25 protein-coding genes are annotated in these 24357 nt (G+C 66.4%); 7 read left to right on the top strand and 18 right to left on the bottom strand.

All coding sequences use genetic code 11. The features are described from left to right. Positions 1 to 46: 46 nt before the first annotated feature. Entirely contained in the window at positions 47 to 367 is a 321-nt protein-coding gene (locus tag ACFYLW_RS05570; protein WP_313472719.1) for a hypothetical protein, read from the bottom strand. Positions 368 to 509: 142 nt separating this feature from the next. Here ACFYLW_RS05570 and ACFYLW_RS05565 point away from each other — a divergent pair, with 142 nt between their 5' ends. The 3 genes from ACFYLW_RS05565 to ACFYLW_RS05555 are packed head-to-tail and all read left to right on the top strand — an operon-like array spanning position 510 to position 6119. Next, on the top strand, positions 510 to 1286 hold the full coding sequence (locus tag ACFYLW_RS05565; RefSeq protein ID WP_313472718.1) for a hypothetical protein: 777 nt from the start codon (positions 510 to 512) through the stop codon (positions 1284 to 1286). Then, positions 1186 to 2733, top strand: a complete 1548-nt coding sequence (locus ACFYLW_RS05560) for a DNA polymerase Y family protein (RefSeq protein ID WP_313472717.1) — start codon at positions 1186 to 1188, stop codon at positions 2731 to 2733. The genes ACFYLW_RS05565 and ACFYLW_RS05560 overlap by 101 nt, the downstream gene beginning before the upstream one ends. Then, positions 2730 to 6119: an error-prone DNA polymerase gene (locus ACFYLW_RS05555; protein WP_312062817.1), complete on the top strand. Its 3390-nt coding sequence runs from the start codon at positions 2730 to 2732 to the stop codon at positions 6117 to 6119. The genes ACFYLW_RS05560 and ACFYLW_RS05555 overlap by 4 nt, the downstream gene beginning before the upstream one ends. A gap of 3 nt (positions 6120 to 6122) precedes the next feature. Here the strand turns inward: ACFYLW_RS05555 and gcvA are convergent, their stop codons facing one another. The 12 genes from gcvA to rpmF all read right to left on the bottom strand — a co-directional run bounded on the left by gcvA (position 6123) and on the right by rpmF (position 16895). After that, entirely contained in the window at positions 6123 to 7073 is a 951-nt protein-coding gene (gcvA, locus tag ACFYLW_RS05550) for a transcriptional regulator GcvA (protein ID WP_312062815.1), read from the bottom strand. Then, positions 7070 to 8074 (bottom strand): cysteine synthase A, encoded by a 1005-nt coding sequence (locus tag ACFYLW_RS05545; RefSeq protein WP_312062813.1) that lies wholly within the window; start codon positions 8072 to 8074, stop codon positions 7070 to 7072. The genes gcvA and ACFYLW_RS05545 overlap by 4 nt, the downstream gene beginning before the upstream one ends. 67 nt (positions 8075 to 8141) lie before the next feature. Next, the gene (gene lpdA, locus ACFYLW_RS05540; RefSeq protein ID WP_312062811.1) at positions 8142 to 9548 is read right to left on the bottom strand and encodes a dihydrolipoyl dehydrogenase; all 1407 of its coding nucleotides are present in this window, start codon (positions 9546 to 9548) and stop codon (positions 8142 to 8144) included. Between the two features lie 2 nt (positions 9549 to 9550). After that, entirely contained in the window at positions 9551 to 10030 is a 480-nt protein-coding gene (locus ACFYLW_RS05535) for a glutathione peroxidase (protein ID WP_312062810.1), read from the bottom strand. A gap of 15 nt (positions 10031 to 10045) precedes the next feature. Next, the gene (locus ACFYLW_RS05530; protein WP_292082763.1) at positions 10046 to 11329 is read right to left on the bottom strand and encodes a pyruvate dehydrogenase complex dihydrolipoamide acetyltransferase; all 1284 of its coding nucleotides are present in this window, start codon (positions 11327 to 11329) and stop codon (positions 10046 to 10048) included. Further along, positions 11329 to 11646 (bottom strand): DUF5076 domain-containing protein, encoded by a 318-nt coding sequence (locus ACFYLW_RS05525; protein ID WP_312062809.1) that lies wholly within the window; start codon positions 11644 to 11646, stop codon positions 11329 to 11331. Before ACFYLW_RS05525 ends, ACFYLW_RS05530 begins: the two co-directional genes overlap by 1 nt. Further along, the gene (locus tag ACFYLW_RS05520; protein WP_292082761.1) at positions 11643 to 12986 is read right to left on the bottom strand and encodes a pyruvate dehydrogenase complex E1 component subunit beta; all 1344 of its coding nucleotides are present in this window, start codon (positions 12984 to 12986) and stop codon (positions 11643 to 11645) included. Before ACFYLW_RS05520 ends, ACFYLW_RS05525 begins: the two co-directional genes overlap by 4 nt. Positions 12987 to 12989: 3 nt before the next feature. Then, positions 12990 to 14021 carry a pyruvate dehydrogenase (acetyl-transferring) E1 component subunit alpha gene (pdhA, locus tag ACFYLW_RS05515; protein ID WP_292082760.1) on the bottom strand — a complete coding sequence of 344 codons (1032 nt, stop codon included), beginning with the start codon at positions 14019 to 14021 and terminating at the stop codon, positions 12990 to 12992. Between the two features lie 114 nt (positions 14022 to 14135). Beyond that, positions 14136 to 14456 (bottom strand): septum formation initiator family protein, encoded by a 321-nt coding sequence (locus tag ACFYLW_RS05510; protein WP_390182934.1) that lies wholly within the window; start codon positions 14454 to 14456, stop codon positions 14136 to 14138. 148 nt (positions 14457 to 14604) lie between these two features. Beyond that, the gene (eno, locus tag ACFYLW_RS05505; protein WP_292082758.1) at positions 14605 to 15882 is read right to left on the bottom strand and encodes a phosphopyruvate hydratase; all 1278 of its coding nucleotides are present in this window, start codon (positions 15880 to 15882) and stop codon (positions 14605 to 14607) included. Positions 15883 to 15981: 99 nt separating this feature from the next. Then, a complete protein-coding gene (locus tag ACFYLW_RS05500; protein WP_312062807.1) occupies positions 15982 to 16596 on the bottom strand; it encodes a hypothetical protein in 615 nt (204 codons plus the stop codon). Positions 16597 to 16712: 116 nt separating this feature from the next. Next, on the bottom strand, positions 16713 to 16895 hold the full coding sequence (rpmF, locus tag ACFYLW_RS05495; protein WP_292082756.1) for a 50S ribosomal protein L32: 183 nt from the start codon (positions 16893 to 16895) through the stop codon (positions 16713 to 16715). A 92-nt stretch (positions 16896 to 16987) separates the two neighbouring features. On the opposite strand from rpmF, the gene ACFYLW_RS05490 reads away from it, so the two are divergent. Next, a complete protein-coding gene (locus tag ACFYLW_RS05490) occupies positions 16988 to 17677 on the top strand; it encodes a hypothetical protein (protein ID WP_312062805.1) in 690 nt (229 codons plus the stop codon). After that, on the top strand, positions 17581 to 18072 hold the full coding sequence (locus tag ACFYLW_RS05485) for a hypothetical protein (RefSeq protein ID WP_312062804.1): 492 nt from the start codon (positions 17581 to 17583) through the stop codon (positions 18070 to 18072). The genes ACFYLW_RS05490 and ACFYLW_RS05485 overlap by 97 nt, the downstream gene beginning before the upstream one ends. 21 nt (positions 18073 to 18093) lie before the next feature. On the opposite strand, the gene ACFYLW_RS05480 is transcribed toward ACFYLW_RS05485, so the two are convergent. Genes ACFYLW_RS05480 through lipA form a run of 3 tightly spaced genes read right to left on the bottom strand, consistent with a single transcriptional unit; the run spans position 18094 to position 20660 of the window. Further along, entirely contained in the window at positions 18094 to 19224 is a 1131-nt protein-coding gene (locus ACFYLW_RS05480) for an NAD(P)/FAD-dependent oxidoreductase (protein WP_312062803.1), read from the bottom strand. A gap of 4 nt (positions 19225 to 19228) precedes the next feature. Next, positions 19229 to 19681, bottom strand: a complete 453-nt coding sequence (locus tag ACFYLW_RS05475; protein ID WP_292082753.1) for a type II toxin-antitoxin system RatA family toxin — start codon at positions 19679 to 19681, stop codon at positions 19229 to 19231. Positions 19682 to 19688: 7 nt separating this feature from the next. Next, positions 19689 to 20660 (bottom strand): lipoyl synthase, encoded by a 972-nt coding sequence (gene lipA / locus ACFYLW_RS05470; protein WP_312062800.1) that lies wholly within the window; start codon positions 20658 to 20660, stop codon positions 19689 to 19691. Between the two features lie 200 nt (positions 20661 to 20860). Here lipA and ACFYLW_RS05465 point away from each other — a divergent pair, with 200 nt between their 5' ends. Further along, entirely contained in the window at positions 20861 to 22417 is a 1557-nt protein-coding gene (locus tag ACFYLW_RS05465; protein WP_390182933.1) for an AMP-binding protein, read from the top strand. Positions 22418 to 22524: 107 nt separating this feature from the next. Then, positions 22525 to 22944: a DoxX family protein gene (locus ACFYLW_RS05460; RefSeq protein ID WP_312062797.1), complete on the top strand. Its 420-nt coding sequence runs from the start codon at positions 22525 to 22527 to the stop codon at positions 22942 to 22944. 21 nt (positions 22945 to 22965) lie between these two features. Here the strand turns inward: ACFYLW_RS05460 and ygiD are convergent, their stop codons facing one another. Further along, on the bottom strand, positions 22966 to 23721 hold the full coding sequence (gene ygiD, locus ACFYLW_RS05455) for a 4,5-DOPA dioxygenase extradiol (RefSeq protein ID WP_312062795.1): 756 nt from the start codon (positions 23719 to 23721) through the stop codon (positions 22966 to 22968). A gap of 4 nt (positions 23722 to 23725) precedes the next feature. Beyond that, entirely contained in the window at positions 23726 to 24328 is a 603-nt protein-coding gene (gene wrbA, locus ACFYLW_RS05450) for an NAD(P)H:quinone oxidoreductase (RefSeq protein ID WP_312062793.1), read from the bottom strand. Positions 24329 to 24357 lie beyond the last annotated feature (29 nt).

Genomic DNA, 24357 nt, shown 5'->3' with positions numbered 1-24357 from the left:
TTCCCAGAAAATTGACGTGAAGGGCGCGCGAAGGCGCGCGATCACGTCAGACCCTGGGCGGGCGCTCCGGACCGGCGGGCGGGTGCGAAATCAGTCGATGAGACAGGGTTGCGAGCAGAAGCTCGCGTCGAGGCGCAACATTGAACGACGTATCCTGACGCGCCGGCGTCGAGACGCCGCCGTGATGGCAATGTCCATGCGAACAGGCCGGATGGTTCGCATCGTCGGCTGGATGGGGCTGGTTGCCGTGGTCGTCGATCACCAGGACGGTGCCGGACGGCTCGCCCTCGGGCCCGCAACTCATGGCGTCAGCGGCAGGAACGAACACGAACAAGGCGATGAACGACGCCATCAGCGCCGCCAGCATTCCTCGCCTTATCGAGTTGGACCCCATCAGGCTTTTCTAACACGTCCCCCGCCGCCGACAATCGCGCTGTTGTCGCATCGGTGAACGACGGTTCGACGGCTCCGCTTGACACCCCCCGGGGCGCCTGGCGCATATAGAACAAATGAAGAACAAATGTTCGCAGCCAGATACGCTGACGGCGCTGAAAACCAGACTGGAGGCGCTGGATCGGACCGGCGGCCGTCGCGTGGCGGCACCCCCCTGCGCCCCTGACGACGCCTTTGCACCACTGGCTGCCGGGGTCATGCACGACCTTTACGCCGCCGCGTCCGCCGACGCCGTGGCGGTCAACGCCTTTGGGTTGGGGATGGCGCTGCGAGCGGCGGCGGGGCGGCCCATCGTCTGGGCTCTGCATGAAATGATGGCGCAGGAAGCGGGGCGGCCGCACGGATCGGGCCTGCATGAGATGGGGCTGTCGCCGCGCGACCTGTTGCTGGTGCGGACGCGCGACGTGCAGACCCTGCTGGCCGTGGGTGAAGAGGCTCTGCGCAGTCCCGCCGTGGGCGCCGTGCTGTTGAGCGCCTGGGGCGATGCCAAGGCCTTCAGCCTGACGGCCAGCCGCCGACTGGCTCTGGCGGCCGAGACGGGCCGCGCGACCCTGTTCCTGGCGCGAGCGGGCGCCCTGCCCTGCCCCAGCGCGGCCGAGACCCGCTGGTCGGTCGCATCCTGGGCTTCACAACCTCTGGAAGGCGGAGCGCCGGGGCGGCCGTCTTTTTCAGCGACCCTGCTGCGGCGACGCGGCGGCGGGGCGACCGGAACCTGGATCATGGAGTGGGATCGTGAACAGCGAACCTTCCGCCCGCCCGCGCCGCTATCTGGCGGTCTGGTTCCCCTGGCTGCCCAGCGACAGACTGCGGCGCCAGGAAGACGCGCCGCCTGAAGCGCCGCCCGTCGTTCTGGTCGAGAAGGTCAAGGGCGCGCTGCGGCTGGCCGCCGTCGATCCGGCGGCGGCGCGGGCGGGACTGACGCCGGGCCTGACCTTGGCCGATGCGCGGGCGCGCACCCCCGCCCTGCGCTCGCTCGCCCATCGCCCCGACGCCGACGCCGCCTTGTTGGTACGGGTTTTGGAGGATTTCGGACGCTTCACTCCCATGATCGCCGAGGATGCCCCACACGGTCTGATGCTGGACGTGACCGGCTGCGCCCACCTGTTCGGCGGCGAGGCGGGGCTGATGCAGACGGTGCTGATACGAGCGGGACGGATCGGCTTGCAGGTCCGTAGCGCCTTGGCTGGTACGCCGCAGATCGCGCGGGCGCTGGCGCGCTTCGGTCCCGATGGGATTTTCGTTGAAGGCGAGGACCGGGCCGCTGCACGCCGCCTGCCCGTCGCCGCTCTGGAGTTGCCAGAGAAGGAAGAACAGGCCCTGCGCCGCGCCGGCCTGAAGCGGCTGGCCGATCTGGATGACCGACCACGCGCGCCTCTAGCCGCCCGTTTCGGCGCCGACTTTCCCGCCCGGTTGGCGCGGGTTCTGGGCGACGAGGACATGCGCATCACCCCGCATCGTCCGCCCGCGCCCGTGGTCGTCGACCGCGTCTTCTTCGAGCCGATCTCTGCGCCCGAGGACGTGGAGCGGGTTCTGTCCGACCTGCTGGTCGAGACCATGGACAGGCTGGATCAGACCGGTCTGGGCGGCCGCGCCTTCGAGGCCGGCTTCTACCGGGTGGACGGCGAGACGCGCCGGATCGTCGCCCTCACCGGCCGTCCGACCCGCGACGCCCCCGCGACCCTGCGGCTTTTCCGCGAGCGGATGGCGGCCCTGGCCGCCCCGCTGGACCCCGGATTCGGCTTCGATCAGATGCGGATGTCCGTGCCCTGGACCCAGGCTTTGGCGCCGACCCAGCAGGGACTGGACCGCGAGACGCCCAGCGAGGAGGCCTTCAGCCGTCTGGTGGACCGGTTGACCGCGCGCCTGGGACCCGAGGCGGTGCTGCGCTTCGAGCCCTTCGCCTCGCACATTCCCGAACGCGCCGCGCGGCTGGTGCCGGCCGCCGCCCGTCATGGCGACGAGACCTGGCCCGACCTCGATCCCGACGATCCGCCCTTGCGTCCCCTGCAGATGTTCGACCCGCCCCAGCCGGTCGAAACCCTGGCCGAGGTCCCCGACGGCTATCCGCTGAAGTTCCGCTGGCGCCGCGTCCTGCATGAGGTGACGCGCGCCGAAGGGCCCGAGCGGATCAGCGGCGAATGGTGGCGCGCTCCGGGCCAGCGCACCCGCGACTACTACCGGGTCGAAGACCGCGACGGCCGTCGCTTCTGGCTGTTCCGCCAGGGCCTCTATGGCGAGACGCCCGAACCGCGCTGGTTCATTCACGGCCTGTTCGCATGAGTAGGCTCGACCCTTGCGGCGCCTATGCCGAGCTGGCGACGGCCAGCAACTTCTCCTTCCTGCGCGGCGCCTCGCATCCCAAGGACCTGGTGCTGACGGCGATCCTGCGCGGCCACGCCGGACTGGGGCTGGCCGATCGCAACACCGTGGCGGGCGTGGTGCGGGCCTGGAGCGCACTAAAGGAGCTGCGCGCCGAGGGCTTGGCGCCGCCGGACAAAGTGCGCGAGGGCGGCAGTCCCGGCGAGATCGCCTTCATCGAGGACCCGCTGAACAATCCGGCCCTGTCCGAAGAGGTGAAGCGCCGTGCGGCGGACTTCCGCCTTCTGACCGGAGCGCGACTGGTCTTCAACGACGGAACGCCCGACGTCATCGCCTATCCGGAGACGCGCGCGGGCTGGGGCCGGCTGACGCGTCTGCTGACCTTGGGCAATCGCCGGGCCAGGAAGGGCGAATGCGAGATCGGCTTGTGCGACCTGCTGGCCGATCCTGAGGACCTGCTGCTGATCCTCGTCCCGCCGGACCGGCTGGCGGGGCTGGAAGAGGTGCTGGCCCGCATGACCGAGGCGGCGCCGGGCGCGGTCTGGCTGGGCGCCGCCCTGCACAGGCGCGGCGACGACCGGCGCCGGCTGGCCCGACTGAAGAGCATGGCGGAGCGGGCCCACGTCCCCCTGCTGGCGCTCAACGACGTCCTCTACGCCTCGCCTGAAGACCGCGACCTGCAGGATGTCCTGACCTGCATCCACGAAAGCGCGACAATCGAGACCGCCGGCCGTCGGCTGGAGGCCAACGCCGAGCGCTGGCTGAAGCCCGAAGATGAAATGGCGAGGCTGTTCAAAGACGCGCCTGAGGCGGTGGCCGAGACGACCGCCTTCCTGTCACGCGCGACCTTCGATCTGAGCAACCTGAAATATGAATACCCTGAGGAGCCCGTGCCGCCAGGATGGGAGCCCCAGAGCTGGCTGGAAGAGCTGGTGCGACGCCGCACCCTGGTCCGCTATCCGGACGTCGCGCCGCCCAAGGTCACGGCCCTGCTTGAGAAAGAACTGGCCTTCATCGCTGAGCGCAGCCTGGCCCCCTATTTCCTGACCATCCACGACATCGTCCGCACGGCCGAAGACAAGGGCATTCTTTGCCAGGGGCGCGGATCGGCGGCCAACTCGGCCGTCTGCTACGTCCTGGGGATCACCAGCGTGGATCCGGCCCGCCACGACCTGTTGTTCGAGCGCTTCCTGTCCTCCAACCGCGACGAACCGCCCGACATCGACGTCGACTTCGAGCACGAGCGGCGCGAGGAGATCATCCAGTATGTCTATGAGCGCTATGGCCGCCATCGCGCCGGCATCGCCGCCACCGTCATCCGCTATCGCCCCCGCAGCGCCATCCGCGAGGTCGGCAAGGTCCTGGGCCTGACCGAGGACGTCACCGCCCGCCTGGCCTCGACCCAGTGGGGCAGTTGGGGCTCCGAGATCAGCGGACGCCAGATCGAACAGGCCGGTCTGGACGCCGCCAATCCGATGGTTGATCGCGCCGTACGCATGGCGACGCGCCTGCTCGGCTTTCCGCGCCACCTGTCCCAGCACGTCGGCGGCTTCGTCCTGACCCAGGGGCGGCTGGACGAGACTGTGCCCATCGGCAACGCCGCCATGGCGGAGCGCACCTTCATCGAATGGGACAAGGACGACATCGACGCCCTGGGCCTGATGAAGGTCGACGTCCTGGCACTGGGCATGCTGACCTGCATCCGTAAGGCGTTCGACCTGATGAAGGCCCATTCGGGCGTCGAGCACGACCTCGCCTCCATCCCGCCGGAGGAACCCGAGGTCTACGACATGCTGTGTCGCGGCCAGTCCATCGGCGTCTTCCAGGTCGAAAGCCGCGCCCAGATCAACATGCTGCCGCGGCTGAGGCCGCGAGAGTTCTATGATCTGGTGATCCAGGTCGCCATCGTGCGTCCCGGTCCGATCCAAGGGGACATGGTCCATCCCTATCTGCGCCGCCGCAACGGGGAAGAGGAAGTTCTCTATCCTCCGCCCGGCCGCCTCTATGGTCCGCCCGACGAGTTGAAGCAGGTGCTGCACCGGACCCTTGGCGTTCCCCTGTTCCAGGAACAGGCCATGAAGGTCGCCATGGTCGCCGCCCGGTTCTCCGACGCCGAGGCCAACGGCCTGCGCAAGGCCATGGGCACGTTTCGCGGCGACGGGACCCTGCACACCTATGAAGACCGCATGGTCGGGCGGATGATCGCGCGCGGCTATGATCCAGACTTCGCCCAGCGCTGCTTCGAGCAGATCAAGGGCTTCGGCTCCTACGGCTTCCCCGAGAGCCACGCCGCCAGTTTCGCCCGACTGGTCTATGTCTCTTCGTGGATCAAGCACCGCCACTCGGCGGCCTTCGCCTGCGCCCTGTTGAACAGCCAGCCCATGGGCTTCTACGCCCCCGCCCAGATCGTGCGCGAGGCGCAGGAGGTCGGCGGCGTCGAGGTGCGTTCTATCGACGTCTCGCACAGCGGCTGGGACAACTCACTGGAGGGACCAAAGGAGGCCCTGGCTCTGCGATTGGGCCTCCGCCAGATCGACGGCTTCAGGGAGGATTGGGCGAATGCCCTGTCGTCGGCGCGGGCCGAGGCGCCCTTCGCCGACATCGAGACCCTGGCCCGCCGCGCCGAGCTGCCCGCCGCCGCCATGCGCAAGCTGGCCGACGCCGACGCCTTCCGCTCACTGGGACAGGACCGGCGCGAGGCCCTGTGGGCAGTGCGGCGTCTGCCCGACGACGATCCTCTGCCCCTGTTCGCCGCGGCCGAGGCGCGCGAGCGCGGCGCCCGCGAACTGGGCGCGGAGCCCGACGCCCATCTGCCTCTGATGCCCTTGGGCGAACACGTCGCCGCCGACTACCAGACCGCGCGCCTGTCTTTGAAGGCCCACCCCATGGCCATCCTGCGCCCCGTCTTCGCCGCCGACCGGATCCTGACCTGCGCCGAAACCGAGGCGAAGCGCGGCGGCTCCCGGGTGCAGGTCGCCGGCGTGGTCCTGGTGCGTCAACGGCCCGGCAAGGGCAACGCCGTCTTCGTCACCCTGGAGGACGAGACCGGCATCACCAATGTGGTCCTGTGGGCGCGCATGCTGGAACAGTTCCGCCGCGAGATCATGAGTGCGCGCCTGATGCAGGTCGAAGGCCTGGTCGAGAAGAGCCCAGAGGGCGTCGTCCACGTCGTGGCCCGCAGCGTCATCGACCGCACCGCCGAACTGGCCCGTCTGTCAGAGGATCACGAAACCGACATCCAATTGTCTCGCGCCGACATCGTCGCCCATCCCCAACCGCCGCGCCACCCTTCCCATCACCATCCCCGCGACGTCCGCATCCTGCCCGGCTCGCGCGATTTCCATTAGGGGTTAAAGGTCGTCGACCTGCTGCTCAGCGGTTCGAGTTTCATCCTTCAGCCAGCGCACGAAGGCCCGGGCCGGTTCGGACACGCCGCTGCGGCGCGTCAGCACATGATAGGCCAGCGCCGTCGAAAGGGCGCCGTCGGCGAAAGGCGCGGCCAGACGACCCGAGGCGAGGTCGTCGGCGACAAAGGCGTAGGGCGCCAGGGCCACGCCCTGACCATGGGCCGCAGCCTCGATCGCCAAGGCGGTCTGATCGAATCGCGGACCGGCCGAGGCGTCGATATGGGGCAGCTTGCGGGACGCCAGCCAGGCGGGCCAGTCCGGACGCGGCTCTTCCATCTCGCCGGGCCGCAGATGGATCAGGGTGTGATGGGCCAGATCAGCCGGGCGTTTCAGCGGATGCGCGCCGCTTAGCAAGGCAGGGCTGCACACGGGGGTCACATCGGCGGACAGCAAGCGCTCCGACCGAACGCCAGTGTAGTCGCCCCGACCATAGCGCACCGCCACGTCCACGCGTCCGCCGCCGACGTCGGCCAGCCGCATGTCGGCCGACATCCAGACCTCGACCTCGGGATGAGCGGCGGAGAAACGCGCGATACGGGGCGCGAGCCACTTGGCAGCGAAGGACGGCGGCACGCTGATCGCCAGGGCATGGCGTCGGTTGGGACGGTACAACAGGTCCCCCGCCCGCTTCAGATAGTCGAAACCGTCGTGCAGCAGCGGATAGAGCTCGGCCCCCAGTTCGGTCAGGGCGATCTGGCGCCCCTCGCGATGGAACAGGGGCGCGCCCGCGTGTTCCTCCAGAATGCGGATCTGCTGGCTGATGGCGCCGGGCGTGACCGACAGTTCCTCGGCGGCGCGGGTGATGTTCAGGCGACGCGCGGCGGCCTCGAACGCCTTCAGCGCGTTGAGCGGCGGAATGCGGCTCTCGACGGCCTGCTCCTTCTTGCGACTCATCGGTTCAGCCACTCTGGCGTCGGCAGGCCGCGCGCGGTCAGCAAGGCCGGATCATACACCTTGCTGGCGTAGCGCTGACCGGAGTCGCACAAGACGGTGACGATGGTCTTGCCCGGCCCCAGGTCGCGGGCCATGCGGATAGCCCCGGCGATGTTGACCCCGCTGGAGGGCCCCAGCGACAGACCCTCGTGCTGCACCAGATCAAACAGGATGGGCAGAAACTCGGCGTCCTCGATCCGGTAAGGATGATCGACCACAAGTCCTTCCAGGTTGCCGGTGATGCGGTTGACGCCGATGCCCTCGGTGATCGAACTGCCTTCACCCTTCAGCACGCCCTCGGTAAACCAGCTAAACAGCGCCGCCCCCGGCACGTCGGCCAGACCGATGCGGACTTCGGGCTTCTGTTCACGCAGGTAGGCGGCGCAACCCGCCAGCGTCCCGCCCGATCCGACGGCGCAGATGAAGCCGTCGATATTCCCGTCCGTCTGTTTCCAGATTTCCGGCGCCGTGCCTTCGTAGTGGGCTTCGCGATTGGCCAGGTTGTCGAACTGGTCGGCATAGAAGGCGCCGTTCGGTTCGCTCTCGTTCAGCTCCTCGGCCAGACGACGGGAGAAGTGCACGAAGTGATTAGGGCTGGCGAAGGGGGCGGGATCGACTTCAATCAAGCGGGCGCCGTGCAGACGAACCGCCCGCTTCTTCTCGTCCGTCTGGCTGCGCGGCATGACGATGACGACGGGATGGCCCAGCGCCGCGCCGACCAGGGCCAGACCGATGCCGGTATTGCCCGCCGTGCCCTCGACGATGACGCCGCCAGGCTTGAGCGCGCCCGACGCCCGCGCTTTCCTGATGATGCTGAGCGCTGCACGGTCCTTGATCGACCCGCCGACATTCATGAACTCGGCCTTGCCGAGGATCTCGCAGCCGGTCAGCTCCGACGCGCGCCTCAGCCGTACCAGGGGCGTGTTGCCGATCAGGCCGAGGGCGTCAGAGGCGACGATCATGAAACTTCCGAACCGTGGAGAAGAGGGCGACCCTCTTAGCCACAGTTCAGATTTTCTAACAACCGGATCAGATGTGGAGCACGCGTCCGTAGGCGTCGAGGGCCGCTTCGTGCATGGCCTCGGACATGGTCGGGTGCGGATAGACGATGCCGTGGATGTCTTCCTCGGTCGCTTCCATGGTGATGGCGGTGACGTAGCCCTGGATCATCTCCGTGACTTCGTGGCCGATCATGTGGGCGCCGATCAGGGCGCCGGTCTTGGCGTCGAAGATCACCTTGACGAAGCCGTCGATTTCGCCTGCCGCCACGGCCTTGCCGTTCACGCGGAACGGGAAGCGGCCGATCTTGACCTCGCGCTTCTCGGCGCGCGCGCCCTGCTCGGTGACGCCGACCGAGGCGACCTGAGGCTGGGCGTAGGTGCAGCCGGCGATGGGCGAATGGACGTTCGGCGTCTTGTATGCGGCGATGTGTTCGGCGGCGTGGATGCCTTCGTGCGATGCCTTGTGCGCCAGCCAGGGCGCGCCGGCGCAGTCGCCGATGGCGTACAGGCCTTTGACGTTGGTCTGGCAGTGGCTGTCCGTCTTGATGTGGCCGCGGTCCAGTTCGACGCCCAGCGCCTCAAGGCCGATGCCGTCGGTGTTGGCGGTGATGCCGACCGCCGAGATGCAGACCTCGGCCTCAAGGGTCTCGGCCTTGCCGTTCACTTCAATATCGACCTTCACGCCTTTGGAATCCTTGGAGACCTTGGTCACCTTGGCGCCGACCTTGAACTTGATGCCGCGCTTCTCGAAGGACTTCTGAGCGGCCTTGGAGACCTCTTCGTCCTCGACCGGCATGATGCGATCGACCGCTTCCACCACGGTCACTTCGGCGCCCAGGGCGCGATAGAAGCTGGCGAACTCGATGCCGATGGCGCCCGAGCCGATGACGACGAAGGTCTTGGGCAGCTTCTTGGGGGCCAGGGCGTCGCGATAGGCCCAGATCTTGTCGCCGTCGGCTTCCAGACCGATCTGCGGCAGGGCGCGGGCGCGGGCGCCGACGGCCAGCATGACGGTCTTGGCTTCAATAGCGCGCGTGCCGCCGGCCTTCAGAGCGACGACGACCTTGGGAGCCGCAGCGCCTTTCTCGAGCGTGGCCGAGCCCTCGATCACCTCGATCTTGTTCTTCTTCATCAGGAAGCCGATGCCCTTGTTCATCGTCGCCGCGACCCCGCGCGAGCGCTGGATGATGGCGTCGAAGTCGAAGGAGGCGCCGGATGCCGACAGGCCGTATTCCTTCAGGTGGCTCAGGCTCTCGAACTTCTCGCCCGACTTCAGCAGGGCCTTGGTCGGGATGCAGCCCCAGTTCAGGCAGATGCCGCCCAAATTCTCGCGCTCCACGATGGCGACCTTCAGGCCCAGCTGGCTGGCGCGGATCGCCGCGACGTAACCGCCGGGGCCCGAACCGATGACGACGAGATCGAATTCAGCAGCCATGATCAGATCAACTTCTCGATGTCGGCCTTGATGGCCGCGGGTTCAGTCTGAGGCGAATAGCGCGCAACGACGCGGCCTTCGCGGTCGGTCAGGAACTTGGTGAAGTTCCACTTGATGTTCTGTGAGCCCAGGAAGCCGCGCTTCTGCCGGGTCAACCAGGCATAGAGCGGATGCCGGTCCGGTCCGTTGACCTCCACCTTGTCGAACAGGGGGAAGGTGACGTCAAAACTGGTGGCGCAGAAGGCGGCGATCTCCGCCGCCCTGCCCGGCTCCTGGTCGCCGAACTGGTTGCAGGGAAAGCCCAGCACCTGGAACGGCGCGTCGGCGAAGTCGCGGTGCAGTTTCTCCAGCCCGTCATACTGACCGGTGAAGCCGCACTTTGACGCCGTGTTGACGATCAGCAGCGCCTGACCGCGAAAGCGGTCCAGCGCCACATCCGTGCCGTCGATGGCGCGGGCGGAGAAGTCATAAACCGAGGTCATGACTTCACCCTCCCCCTAGGCCAGCATCGCCACGGGATCTTCGATCAGCGGCTTGAACGCCTGCAGGAAGCGAGCGCCCGTCGCGCCGTCGACCACCCGGTGATCGCAGGTCAGGGTCACGGTCATGACCGTGGCCGGCACGATCTGGCCGTCCTTGACGACCGGACGTTGCTCGCCCGCGCCTACGCTCATGATGCAGCCCTGCGGCTCATTGATGATCGAGGTGAACTGCTTGATGCCGAACATCCCCAGGTTGGACACCGAGAAGGTGCCGCCCTGGAACTCTTCGGGCTTCAGCTTGCGTTCGCGGGCGCGCTTGGCCAGGTCCTTGGACTCGGTCGCGATCTGCGCCAGGCCCTTGGTCTCGGCCTTCTTGATGATCGGGGTGATCAGACCGCCGTCGATCGCCACCGCCATCGAGACGTCGGCGTTGTGGTGCATGGCGATGCCTTCAGGGGTGTAGGAGGCATTCGCCTCCGGCACCATCTTCAGCGCCAGGGCAGCGGCCTTGATGACGAAGTCATTGACCGAGACCTTGATGCCCTGCGGCTCCAGCATCTTGTTCACCTTGGCGCGAACAGCCATCAGCTGGTCGATCTCGCAGTCGATGAACAGCGGGAAGTGCGGGACGTTCTGGATGCTGTCGACCATGCGACGCGCCACGGCCTTCTTCATGCCGTCCAGCGGGATCAGGTCGTAGCTGCCGTCCGGAATGCCCATCTGGGCCAGAGACTGGACCTGACGCGGGGCGATGCCCGAGGTCGCGGCGGCGGTCGCCGTCGAGGTTGCGGGCTGAGCCGCGCCCTTCGGAGCGCCTTCAACGTCACGCTTGACGATGCGGCCGTGCGGGCCGGTGCCCTTGATCGACTTCAGGTCGACGCCGTTCTGGGCGGCGATGCGACGCGCCAGGGGCGAAGCAAAGATACGCTCGCCGCTGTCCGACTTCGGCGCAGCGGGAGCCGGGGCGGCCGGCGCCGCGGCCTTGGGGGCCTCGGCCGCAACCGCCGCAGCCTTGGGCGCCTCTTCCGCCTTGGCGGCTGCCTTGGGGGCCACCGCGCCGCCTTCATCCTTCAGACGGGCGATCGGCGTGTTGACCTTCACGCCTTCGGTGCCTTCGGCGACCAGGATGTCGGTGACTTCGCCTTCATCCACGGCCTCGACTTCCATCGTGGCCTTGTCGGTCTCGATCTCGGCGATGACGTCGCCGGCGGAGACGACGTCCCCGACCTTGACGTGCCACTTGGCCAGAACGCCCTCTTCCATCGTGGGCGACAGGGCGGGCATCAGAATGTCAGTCATCAGGCATTCCCCTTCGGCGCAGCAACAGGCTCGGCCACGGTCTGCACATTGTCGGCCTTCACGACCTGGGACAGACCCTGAAGGATGCGATTGTAGGCTTCGCGCTCGTTGTGGCCGTGACGCACGGCGTAACCGTGCGCCATGTGGCGAGCAGCATAGGCCAGCAGCTCGCCGAACTTGATCGGGTCCTCGAAGGCGGGCTTCACGGACATGACCGGTTCGTTGTTCGACCACCACATCCGCAGGATTTCGATAGCCTGCGGATCAGCAGCGACGCTTTCCGGCGTCGTCAGCATGAACTCGGACGCTTCGCTCACGCCATCACCTGCTTCACGGCGGCGACAATCTTGTCCACGCCCGGCAGTGACAGGGCTTCCAGATTGGCGGCGTAAGGCAGCGGCACGTCTTCCTGGTGCACGCGCAGCGGCGGAGCGTCCAGGTAGTCGAAGGCGTGTTCGATCACGCGGGCCACGACCTCGGCGCCGACGCCCATCGGCCCCCAGCCCTCTTCGGCCGAGACCAGGCGGTTGGTCTTCTTGACGCTTTCGACGATGGTCTCGTGGTCAAGCGGACGCAGGGTGCGCAGGTCCACGACCTCGGCCGAGATACCTTCCTCGGCCAGCTTTTCAGCGGCCTGCAGGGCGAAGCCGACCATGCGGCTGTGGGCCGTGATGGTGACGTCCGTGCCTTCACGGCGAACCTTGGCCTTGCCGATCGGCACGACGTAGTCCTCGACTTCCGGCACGTCGAACTCGATGCCGTACATCATCTCGTGTTCGAGGAAGACGATGGGGTTCGGATCGCGGATGGCGGCCTTCAGCAGCCCCTTGGCGTCAGCGGCGTCATACGGCGCGATGACCTTCAGTCCGGGAACCTGCGCGTACCAGGCCGAATAGTCCTGGCTGTGCTGCGCGCCGACGCGGCTGGCCGCGCCGTTGGGACCGCGGAAGACGATATCCGCGCGGATCTGACCGCCCGACATGTAAAGGGTCTTGGCGGCCGAGTTGATCACGTGGTCGATGGCCTGCATGCCGAAGTTCCACGTCATGAACTCGACGATGGGCTTCAGCCCCGCCATGGCCGCGCCGACGCCGAGGCCGGCGAAGCCGTGCTCGGTGATCGGGGTGTCGATCACGCGCTGGTCGCCGAATTCCTGCAGCAGGTCGCGGCTGACCTTGTATGCGCCCTGGTACTGGGCGACTTCCTCGCCCATCAGGAAGACGCGGTCGTCGCGGCGCATTTCTTCGGCCATGGCGTCGCGAAGGGCGTCGCGGATGGTCGTCTTGACCAGCTTGGCGTCAGCCGGGATTTCCGGATCGCGCAGTTCCGTCTTGGGGGCAGCCGAAACAGCAGCGGCCGCCGGAGCAGCCTGAGCGACCGGGGCCGCATCAGCCTTGGCTGCGGGCGCGGGGGCGCTGTCTTCGCCAGCCAGCCGCGCGATCGGCGTGTTGACCTTCACGTTCTCGGAGCCTTCCGGCACCAGGATTTCCAGCACTTCGCCTTCATCGACGGCTTCGACTTCCATCGTGGCCTTGTCGGTTTCGATCTCAGCGATCACCTGGCCGGCCGACACGGTGTCGCCCGCCTTGATGTGCCATTTGGTCAGCGTGCCCTCTTCCATCGTGGGGGACAGCGCCGGCATCAGAATGTCGGTCACGGATCAGGCCTCCACGTAGACGTCAGTATAGAGCTCGGACGGATCCGGCTCAGGGCTTTCCTGTGCGAACTGCACGGCTTCGGCGACGATGGCTTTCACCTCGTTGTCGATGGCCTTCAGCTCTTCCTCGGTCGCCTTGGCGGCGGCGAGCAGCATCTTCAGATGGTCGATCGGGTCGCGGGTCTTCTTGACCTCATCGACCTCTTCCTTGGTGCGGTACTTGGCCGGGTCCGACATGGAGTGGCCGCGATAGCGGTAGGTCTTCACTTCCAGGATGTACGGACCTTCACCTGCACGGGCGCGGGCCACGGCGCGGGCGGTAGCGTCACGCACGGCCAGGACGTCCATGCCGTCGACCTGCTCGCCTGGGATGCCGAAGCTGGCGCCGCGCATGAACAGCTCGGTCGTGGACGACGAGCGCTCGATGCTCGTGCCCATGGCGTACTGGTTGTTCTCGATGATGTAGATGGCCGGCAGCTTCCACAGCTGGGCCATGTTGAAGCTTTCGTAGACCTGACCCTGGTTCGAGGCGCCGTCACCGAAGTAGACGAAGGCCACCGAGTCGTCGCCGCGGTACTTACCGGCGAAGGCCAGGCCCGTACCCAGCGCCACCTGGGCGCCGACGATGCCGTGACCGCCGTAGAAGCCGGTCGGCACGTCGAACATGTGCATCGACCCGCCCTTGCCCTTGGACGAGCCGCCGATACGACCGGTCAACTCGGCCATGACGGCGTTCGGGTCCATGCCCGCAGCCAGCATATGACCGTGGTCGCGGTAGCCGGTGATGATCTTGTCGTGGCCTTGCTTGACGCTCTCCTGGACACCCACCGCCACGGCTTCCTGGCCGATGTAGAGGTGGCAGAAGCCGCCGATCAGGCCCATGCCGTAAAGCTGGCCCGCGCGCTCCTCGAAGCGGCGGATCAGGACCATCTCGCGATAGAAGCGCAGCAGGTCTTCTTTCGAAGCCTGAGGCGTGTTCGGAATCTTGGTGTCGTCCGCGCTGGACGAGGATTTCTGAGCGGCGGCTTTCGCCATCCGGCATCTCCCGGCTGCGCCCCTGCTTTCAGGGACTCTTATCGTTACGGAAAGGGGCTTTAGCAGCCTTCGTTCCCGAAACGCAAAGCGAGCCGCTCAAGCTGTAACAATAGTTCAGGAGGTTTGGATCGCGTCAGAGTTGTGCGCGACGGGCGCGCTCAGGCGAACTACGTAGTCGCGCGGATCGGCAAAGCCGAGCACCGCCCTCGCCCGCTCTTCCAGCAGGTCCTTAGAAAGACTCTCGGTCCGCAAATAACGCACGCGAACTTCCAGATCGCGGCGCTGCTCGGTCAGGTGGGCCAGTTGGGCCTCGCGTTTGGCGAGAAGGGCGTCCCGCTCGCCGCCGCTCAGCAAGCCGCGCTGCCCGGTCAGGGCCTGAACGCCCAGATAGACGATCAGGAACAGCAGGAAGGCGGACGGAAGATAGGGCTTCATCTGCTCAGGCACGACGGACGCTCCTTCTGAGCGTGAACACAGTTTCCCGATGGTGACCGAAAATGCCTAACGAACCGTAGCTTGGCCGCAATTGCGAACGCCGCCTCCGAGGTCGGAGACGGCGTCGCGTACTTCTTTCTGAGAAGGCTTACTTGAGCAGCATGCCGTCGCCGAAATAGGCGGCTTGGTCGCCCAGCATCTCTTCGATGCGCAGCAGTTGGTTGTATTTGGCCGTACGGTCCGAGCGGGCCAGCGAGCCGGTCTTGATCTGACCGCAGTTGGTGGCGACGGCCAGGTCGGCGATGGTGGAGTCTTCGGTTTCACCCGAGCGGTGGCTCATCACCGAGGTGTAGCCGGCGCGGTGGGCCATATCGACGGCGTCCAGGGTCTCGGACAGGGTGCCGATCTGGTTGACCTTGATCAGGATGGAGTTGGCCAGGCCTTCACCGATGCCCGCAGCCAGACGGCGCGGGTTGGTCACGAACAAGTCATCGCCGACCAGCTGAACGCGGTCGCCCAGACGGTCCGTCAGCAGCTTCCAGCCGTCAAAGTCGTCCTCGGCGCAGCCGTCCTCGATCGAGACGATCGGGAAGCGCTCAACCAGATCGGCCAGATAGCCGACCATGCCGTCGGCGTCGAAGGACTTGCCCTCGCCCGTCAGGTTGTACTTGCCGTTCTTGAAGAACTCGGTCGAGGCGACGTCGAGGCCCAGATGGAAATCCTCGCCGGCCAGATAGCCGGCCGCCTGACCCGCCTTGGTGATGAAGGCCAGGGCCTCTTCGGCCGAGGCCAGGTTCGGCGCGAAGCCGCCCTCGTCGCCAACGTTGGTGTTATGGCCCGCGTCCTTCAGCGCCTTCTTCAGAGCGTGGAAGATCTCAGCCCCCATGCGCAGGGCGTCCGAGAAGCTGTCGGCGCCGGTCGGCAGGATCATGAATTCCTGAATGTCGATCGGGTTATCAGCGTGGGCGCCGCCGTTGATGATGTTCATCATCGGGGTCGGCAGGATGCGGGCCGAAACGCCGCCGATGTAGCGGTGCAGCGGCAGGTTCGAGCTGATGGCGCTGGCCTTGGCCGCAGCCAGCGACACGCCCAGGATGGCGTTGGCGCCCAGACGACCCTTGTTCTCGGTGCCGTCCAGTTCGATCAGGGCTTCATCCAGCCGGCGCTGGTCTTCAGCGTCCATGCCGGACAGGGCGTCGAAGATCTCGCCGTTGACGGCGTCGACCGCCTTCTGGACGCCCTTGCCGCCCCACATGTCCATGTCGCCGTCACGCAGCTCGACGGCTTCGTGCGCGCCCGTCGAGGCGCCAGACGGCACGGCGGCGCGGCCGAAGCTGCCGTCTTCCAGGGTCACGTCGACTTCGACCGTCGGGTTGCCCCGGCTGTCGATGATCTGGCGGGCGACGATGTCGGCGATGTCGGTCATGAGGCAGGCGCTCTGTCAGGAGAGGGAAAGTGTGACGGTCGGTTTAGACCAGCCGTCGCCGAATCGCCACCGGGCGACGCGCCTTCCCTGAGTTCAGCCTTAGCTGCAGCCTTCGACGTTCTGGATGCTGGGGCCGCCCGCGTGGATAAAGGCCACCTTGCCGTCGTCACCAATCTCGTACACCAGCCCCCGCGCCGTCGGATCGGTGACATAGGCGCCCTGCAGTTGAGGCTTGCCTGGCCAGAGGGTGACATAGGCCGACGGCGCGCCCTGATACTTGTGCGGCGTAACGGTGGCAGTGACGCCGTAACGGGCCTTCACTTGCTCGCCGTCATCGCCGACGCCGACGCCATCCTCGGTCTTTACGGCAGAGTCCTTCGTGGCTGTCAGCCGCGTCAGGACGCCATTCTCAACCATGACCAGCAAGCCCTCAGGTGCGCGGGGCGGATGATAATAGCGGCATTCCGACGGTGCGGCCTCGGCGGCGTTGGCGGGCGGCGGGCCGAAGGCAGCGTCCACCTCGGCCTGGGTCATGCCGATCTTCAATGGCCCATAGCCCAGCGGGGTCAGCACGACAGCGGAGGCCGCGTCGGCTGGCGCCGATGGAGTGACGACGTCAGAAGCCTTCACCTCAGGCGTCTTGGCGGCCTCGGGTGCATTGCAGGCGGTCAGCGCCAACACAGCGACGGTACTGAGGACGGCTTTGCGGATCATGCGGAAGGCTCCAATGGTTCAGCTTCACCGCGTACAACGCACGAAAACGGCGCGCGATGTCATCGCGCGCCGCTAAATTCTATCGTCCGGTCGAAGCCGGCGCCGAAATGAAGACCTTAGTCTTCCTTCGGGGTCATGACCTGACGGCCCTTGTACATGCCGGTCTTCAGGTCGATGTGGTGCGGACGGCGCAGTTCGCCGGTGTCCTTGTCTTCCACATAGGAGTTGGCGCCCAGGGCGTCGTGAGCACGACGCATGTTGCGACGCGAGGGGGATACTTTGCGCTTCGGAACGGCCATGTCCGTCTCAATCTCTAAGTCGGTGCGCCGTGAAGACGCGAAAACATACAGTGTCGGCCCCCCGATAAGAGCCGCCACGCGAGGGCGGGCTTATGCATGAAGACGTTCTCGATTTCAAGTCATGCCGCGACAATCAGCCAAGCATGTCAGGGTGGCGATCCAAAGCCGTCTGCGCCAAGGTTCTGACACCGATGTCACGGGAGGACGACATGCGCAAATTCTGGACGACCACCTTGGCTGCGAGCGTTGCTGCAGCCGCCCTGCTGGCTTCCACGCCCGGGTTTACGCAATCCGGCGTGAAGGTCCTGCCGCTTCCTGACGCCGCCGCCTATCCAGAGGGCGTCACGGTCGATCCGACGACTGGGGCCATCTACACCAACAGCGCCAACACGGGCGTGGTCTTCCGCGTCGATCCCGACACCGGCGCCGCCGTTCGAATTGGCGATCCGCTCGGCATGGGTGATTCGCAAATCGCCAAGCCCGTCTCAATGGCGCTAGGCCTCAAAGCTGACGGACAGGGCCGCCTGTGGGTCGCCGGAGCGCGAACCGGCTCGATGCATGTCGTCGATATAGCCACCGGCCAGCGACTGGCCCGCTTCACCACGCCTGCCGGCGCCTGGCTGATCAATGACGTCGCCCTGACGGCGGACGCTGCCTACTTCACAGATACCTTGCGTCCGGTGCTGTGGCGCGTGGGCGTGATTCGCTCGCGGACGCTGCTCTGGAGCCCTGGCTGTCGTTCGAAGGCACGGCGCTGGAATACGGCGAGGAGCCGAATCTGAACGGCATCGTCGCCACACCGGACGGCCGCTACCTGATCGTGGTTCTGATGAAGACGGGGCGGCTGTTCCGGATCGACACGCAGACGCGCGAGGTGGCGGCTATCGACTCAGGCACGTCGGCGCTGGACGGCGGCGACGGCCTGGCCCTGGTCGGCCAGCGGCTGTTCCTCGTGCGTCAGTCCGCCGGCGAGGTGGTGGCCCTGGATCTGTCCGATGACCTGTCCAGAACTGTCGAAGCGAAACGTATCAAGCCGACGGAGTTGGCCTGGCCCGCAACTGTCGCCGTCCGGAGCGACCGTCTGATTGTAGCCAACAGTCAGTTGAACCGTCGGGGGTCTGGTGATCCCGTTCTGCCGTTCAGCCTGGTGTCGATCCCCTTGTGCGCGTTCGACTAGGCGGCTAGCCGAAGACGGGCGTCAGGCCTTGGTCAATGCCTCGGCTACAGTCTCGCCAATCGCCAGCGAACTGGTCAGACCTGGGCTCTCGATGCCGAACAGAGCCATCAGGCCGTCGATGCCGTGATGCTCTCGCCCATGCAGTTGGAAATCGGGCTGCGGCTCGTCCGGTCCGTGAATCTTGGGCCGGATGCCGGCGTAGTCGGGCGTCAGGCGCTCGACCGTCACGCCCGGCCAGAAGCGTCGGATATAGAGCGCGAACGCCTCAGCCTTGGCCGGATCGACGGAATAGTCCTCGGCCTCCACGTAGGTCAGGTCCGGGCCGAACACCCCCTGCCCGCCAAGATCCTTGCGATAATGGGTGCCCAACGCCCCGTGGATCGGCGGCGGATAGATCAGGCGGTTGAACGGCGCTGGGCCCGTCAGGCGGAAATAGACGCCCTTGCCCAGATGCCGCGCCGGGATATCGACAGCCGGATAGCCGTCGATGCTTGCCGCCACGCTCTGGGCCGACAGGCCGGGCGCGGTGACCAGCAGCCGGGACGTCAGCACCGCCCCGCCCTCTCCCGAATCCGGGCCGCCCGCCGTGATCCTGAAACCGCCGTCCGGCAGGGGCTCGGCTCGCTCGAACGGCGTGGAGACTACGACCGAGCCGCCCGCGTCCTCGATCTCGCCTTGCAGGGCCAGCATGTAGTCGTGGCTCGCGAAGACGCCGCTCTCGGGCGACAGGATGGCGGCGTGAGCGTTTAACTCCGGCTCCAGCGCCCGCGCCTGGGCGCCGGTCAGGTGCTCCAGCCCCTCGACGCCATTGGTTGTCGCCTGCTGGAAGATGGCCTCGATACGCGCGACCTCAGCCTCCTCCGTCGCCACGACCAGCTTGCCGCACTTCCAGTGGTCGATCTTGTGGCTGCTCAGAAAGTCATAGAGGGCGCGCCGTCCCTCGACGCAGAACTTCGCCTTCAGCGAGCCGGTCGGATAATAGAGCCCGCCATGGATGACCTCGGAATTGCGTGAGGACACGCCCTGACCGATGTGCGGCTCTTTTTCGAGCACAAGCACCGACAGACCGCGCTTCGCCAGCGCCCGCCCGCAGGCCAGCCCCACAGCCCCCGCGCCCACGACCGTCGCATCGAAGTCGAAAGGCGCGGCCATGGTTCTACCTCTTGCCGTACAAGGCCTTGGCGCGGCCCTCGAAACACTGGATCAGCTTATCGACCGCCCGGTCGAAGTTCGCCTGCAGCATCATGTCCAGCATGCGCGACTTGAAGGCGAAGTCGATGAAGAACTCCAGCCGCGTCCCCTCGGGGTGCGGGTGAAACTCCCAGCGATTCTTGAGGTGCTTGAACGGCCCGCGGATCAGGCCGACCTCTACCTTGGGCGCGTGGATGTCATGCCGGACCCAGGTCGAGAACCGCTCGCTCAGGAAGGCGAACCCCACGCCAGCCTCGGCGTCCAGCAGACGAACGCCGAGCGCCTCGTCTCGCTTGTTCCAGACGCGCATGGAGGTGATCCACGGCACGAACTCCGGATAGGCCTCGACGCCCGCGACCAGGTTGGCCAGATCTTCGGGCGCATAGGGAAGAATGCGCGTTACGCGATGGACCGCCATTCAGGGCTTAGCGGGCCGAACGGCCTGCCTGCGCCTGACGCGCGGCCTTCAGGCGGGCGAAGTCGTCGCCTGCGTGGTGCGACGAACGCGTCAGCGGCGACGACGACACCATCAGGAAGCCCTTGGCGCGCGCAATGGCCTCATAGGCCTTGAACTCTTCCGGCGTGACGAAGCGGTCGATGGCGGCGTGCTTGCGCGTCGGCTGCAGGTACTGGCCGATGGTGATGAAGTCGACGCCGGCAGAGCGCATGTCGTCCATCACCTGCATGACCTCTTCCTTGGTCTCGCCCAGGCCGACCATGATGCCGGACTTGGTGAACTGGTTCGGGTCGCGCTCCTTGACCATCTGCAGCAGGCGCAGGGAATGGAAGTAGCGGGCGCCGGGGCGGATCTTCAGATAGAGGCGCGGAACCGTCTCGAGGTTGTGATTGAAGACGTCGGGCGTGGCGTCGATCATGACCTCGGCCGCGCCGTCCTTGCGCAGGAAGTCGGGCGTCAGAATTTCGATGGTGGTGTTCGGCGCCTGCAAACGGATCTGGCGCACCACTTCGGCGAAGTGGGCGGCGCCGCCGTCGGCCATGTCGTCGCGGTCCACCGAAGTGATGACCACGTGTTTCAGGCCCATCTGCTGGACGGCCAGACCGACCTTGGCGGGCTCTTCCGGGTCCAGCGGCTGCGGCAGGCCCGTCTTGACGTTGCAGAAGGCGCAGGCCCGCGTGCAGGTGTCGCCCATGATCATGAGCGTGGCGTGCTTCTGGCTCCAGCACTCGCCGATGTTCGGGCAGGCCGCTTCCTCGCAGACCGTCACCAGCCCCTTGGAGCGAACGATATCCTTGGTCGCATTATATTGGCCCGAACCGGGTGCCTTTACGCGCAGCCAGTCAGGCTTCTTCAGCACCGCCGATTCCGGGCGGTTCTGTTTCTCCGGGTGACGCAGCTCGGAAGGCTTCTTCGTCAGGGTATCGATCAGCGTGACCATAGCCGGCGGTCTGGCTCCTGTGCAGAAGGGCGGTATGTCGGCTTTCCGACCGCCGATGGCAAGCCACAGACGGTTTCAGTGATGGAGATGCGACGTTCACGCGACGTTACGCATCTTTTCAAGGCGACCTTACGTCACTAGGTTCCGGCCTCTTGTAACCGAGAGGGCCGCCGAGAGCTCTCCGAAGGAGGACGTGCTTGCTGCGGGCAGCCCTGGACCCCAAGGTCTATGATGAATCCCTGTTCGACGCGCTGATTGATGCGCGCGCCCGCTATGGCGACAAGGAGATCCTGGAAGATCAGGATCGTCACCCCCTGACCTACACCGGCCTGATCCGCGCCGCCTTCGTGCTGGGACGCAAGATCGCGGCCATGACGAAGCCGGGCGAGCGCGTCGGCGTCCTGCTGCCGTCCAGCGCGGGCGTGGTCGTCACCTTCTTCGGCCTGCACGCTTTCGGCCGCGTGCCGGTCATGCTGAACTTCACCTCGGGCGAGGCCAATCTGAAGGCGGCGCTGAAGACGGCGGGCGTCAGCAAGATCCTGTCGGCCAAGCGCTTCGTCACCCAGGCCAAGCTGGACGACCTGATGGAGACGCTCGGCGAGGTCGCCGAGATCATCTGGCTGGACGACGTGCGCAAGACCATCGGTCTGGCCGACAAGCTGTATGGCCTGAGCGCAGGCATGGCCCCGCGCCGCTTCCGCGTGAAGACCGATCCGGATTCGCCGGGCGTGGTCCTGTTCACCTCGGGCAGCTTCGGCGCCCCCAAGGGCGTGGTTCTCAGCCAGCGCAATCTGGTCGCCAACGCCCGTCAGGTCGCGGCCCACATCGACCTGAAGCCCGAGTGGGTCATGTTCAACCCGCTGCCGACCTTCCACTGCTTCGGCCTGACCGGCGGGGTCATCCTGCCGCTGCTGCAAGGGATGAAGGCGTTTGAATATCCTTCGCCCCTGCACGCCAAGCAGATCACCGACCTGCTGCCCCAGGTGAAGGCCTCGATCCTGTTCGCGACTGACACCTTCCTGAACCAGTACGCCCGCGTAGCCGAGCCAGGCGACTTCGCCACGTTGAAGTTCGCCGTGGCCGGCGCCGAGAAGGTGCGCGAGGAAACCCGCGCCGCCTTCAACGCCAAGTTCGGCGGCCTGACCCTGCTGGAAGGCTATGGGGCGACCGAAGCCGCTCCCGTGGTCGCCGTGAATCATCCCGACCGCAACCGCCCCGGCACGGTCGGTCAAATCATGCCGGGCATGGAATACCGCCTGGACAAGGTCGAGGGTATCGAAGGCGGTGGCCGCCTGTATCTGCGCGGCCCCAACGTCATGGCCGGCTATATCTCGCCGAGCGACCCCGAAGGCATCGAACCTCTGGCGGACGGTTGGCACGACACCGGCGATATCGTCGACATCGACCCCGAGGGCTACATCACCATCCTCGGCCGGGTGAAGCGCTTCGCCAAGGTCGGCGGCGAAATGGTCTCCCTGCTCGCGGTCGAGGATATGGCCGGCGCCGTCTGGCCCGAGCATCGCCACGCGGCGGTTTCCGTGCCCGACAGCAAGAAGGGCGAGCGTTTGATCCTGGTCACCGACCACGCCGGCGCCGAATCCGCGCGCCTTTCGGAGTGGGCGCGCGAAAACGGCGCGCCTGAACTGGCGGTGCCGAAGAAGATCATCAAGCTGGACGTCATTCCGGTCCTGGGCACAGGCAAGACCGACTATGTCGCCATCCAGAAGCTGGTCGAGGATGCGTTGAAGGCCGGCTGATCGGGACGGCTTGCAGAGCCCGCGACTTCGCCTAACCTCCGCCTTTGCGCCTTGCGTCGATCCGGTTTGCGGAACCGGCGGTCGTGCGCCATCGGGAGGAAAGACATATGGCGAGTGCAGCGTCCATTTCGGGTTGGGCCCCGCGTTTTCAGAGCGTTCTGAGGATCGTCGCCGGTTTGCTGCTGCTTCAGCATGGCGCGCAGAAGATCCTGGGCTTTCCGCCCGGAGGAAACGGCGGTGCGTTCGACGTGTCCAGCCTGTCCACGCTCGCCGGCTGGTCCGGCCCGATAGAGTTGGTCGGCGGCGTCCTGATCGTGCTGGGTCTGTTCACGCGCCCGACCGCCTTCATCCTGTCCGGCTTCACCGCCGTGGCCTACTGGATGGTGCATGCGCCGCAGAGCCCCTATCCGATCAACAACGGGGGCGAGTTGGCCGCGCTTTATTGCTTCGTCTTCCTCTACCTGTTCTTCGCTGGTCCCGGCCCGATCGCGCTGGACAGCATGATGCGTGGCGGCCGCCGCCGCTGACGACCCCAGACGGCGCCTGGATCAGCCGATCCGGGCGCCGGTCATCGAAATCGAACCGCCCTCGATGACGTCATTAAAGAAGCTCACACCCTCGCCCGGCGCCTGCTGGGCGGCCACATAGAGCAACGGCAGATAATGCTCGTCGGTCGGCACGCTGAACTGCGCCTGTTCAGCCAGATGCACCCAGTCGATCAGGGCGTCGTGATCGCCCGCAACGAAGGCGCGCTTGACCGCCTCGTTGAAGTCGATCGCCCAGTCATAGGGCTCGCCGCCCGCCCGCTTCCACGTCCGCAGATTGTGCACGAAGTCGCCGGAGCCGGCGATCAGGACGCCTTCATCCCGAAGCGGGCGCAGCTTCCTTGCCAACTCATAGTGGCCCCGCGCGTCGATGGTGCGGTCCAGCGACAGCTGCACGATCGGCACGTCGGCTTCGGGCCAGACATGGGCCAGGACTGACCAAGTCCCGTGATCCAGCCCCCATTGCGTCGTCCTTTGCGCACCGGTCAGTTCCGCCACCCGGTCCGCCAGCGAAGGCGAACCGGGCGCGGGATACTGCATGGCGTGAAGTTCCTCCGGAAAGCCTCCGAAATCATGGATGGTTTCCGGCCGCTCCTGCGCCGTCACGCCCAGCCCGCGCGTCTCCCAGTGGGCCGAGACCATGACGACGCCCTTGGGCTTGCCGATCTCCTCTCCCAGCGCGCGCCAGGCGTCCGCGTAGGGACCTCCCAGGGCGTTCATCGGAGAGCCGTGACCAAAGAAGATAGCGGGCTGGCGCATGATCTTAACCGTGCAGCTTCTTGGCGATCTCAGCGATATGCTGACCCTGATAACGGGCGCCGTCCAGTTCGTTGTCGCTGGGCATGCGCGAGCCGTCGCCCTTGGTCAGGGTGGTGGCGCCGTAGGGCGAACCGCCGGTGATCTCGTCCATGTTCATCTGCCCCTGGAAGCCGTAGGGCAAGCCGGCGACGACCATGCCCTGGTGCAGGAAGAAGTTATGCAGGCCGCTGAAGGTGGTCTCCTGACCGCCGTGCTGGGTCGCCGAGGCGGTGAAGGCGCCGCCGACCTTGCCGATCAGCTTGCCAGTGAACCACAGGCCGCCGGTCTGATCCAGGAAGGCGCGCATCTGCGAAGCGGCGGTGCCGAAGCGCGTGCCCGCGCCGATGATGATGGCGTCGTAGTCGACTAGGTCATCGACCGTGGCGATCGGCGCGGCCTGATCCAGCTTGTAGCCCGACTTCTGAGCCAGTTCGGTCGGGACCGTTTCGGGAACGCGCTTGACGTCCGCCACTGCCCCGTCCACCCGGCGCGCGCCCTCGGCGACGGCTTCAGCCATCTGCTCGATGTGGCCATAGGTCGAATGGTAAAGGACGAGAATCTTGGGCATCGAACGCTCCGCTAAATCTGACTGACACA

Source organism: Brevundimonas sp. NPDC007368 (assembly GCF_042869015.1).
Classification (GTDB): domain Bacteria; phylum Pseudomonadota; class Alphaproteobacteria; order Caulobacterales; family Caulobacteraceae; genus Brevundimonas.
This window is presented reverse-complemented; position numbering and strand designations above follow the sequence as displayed.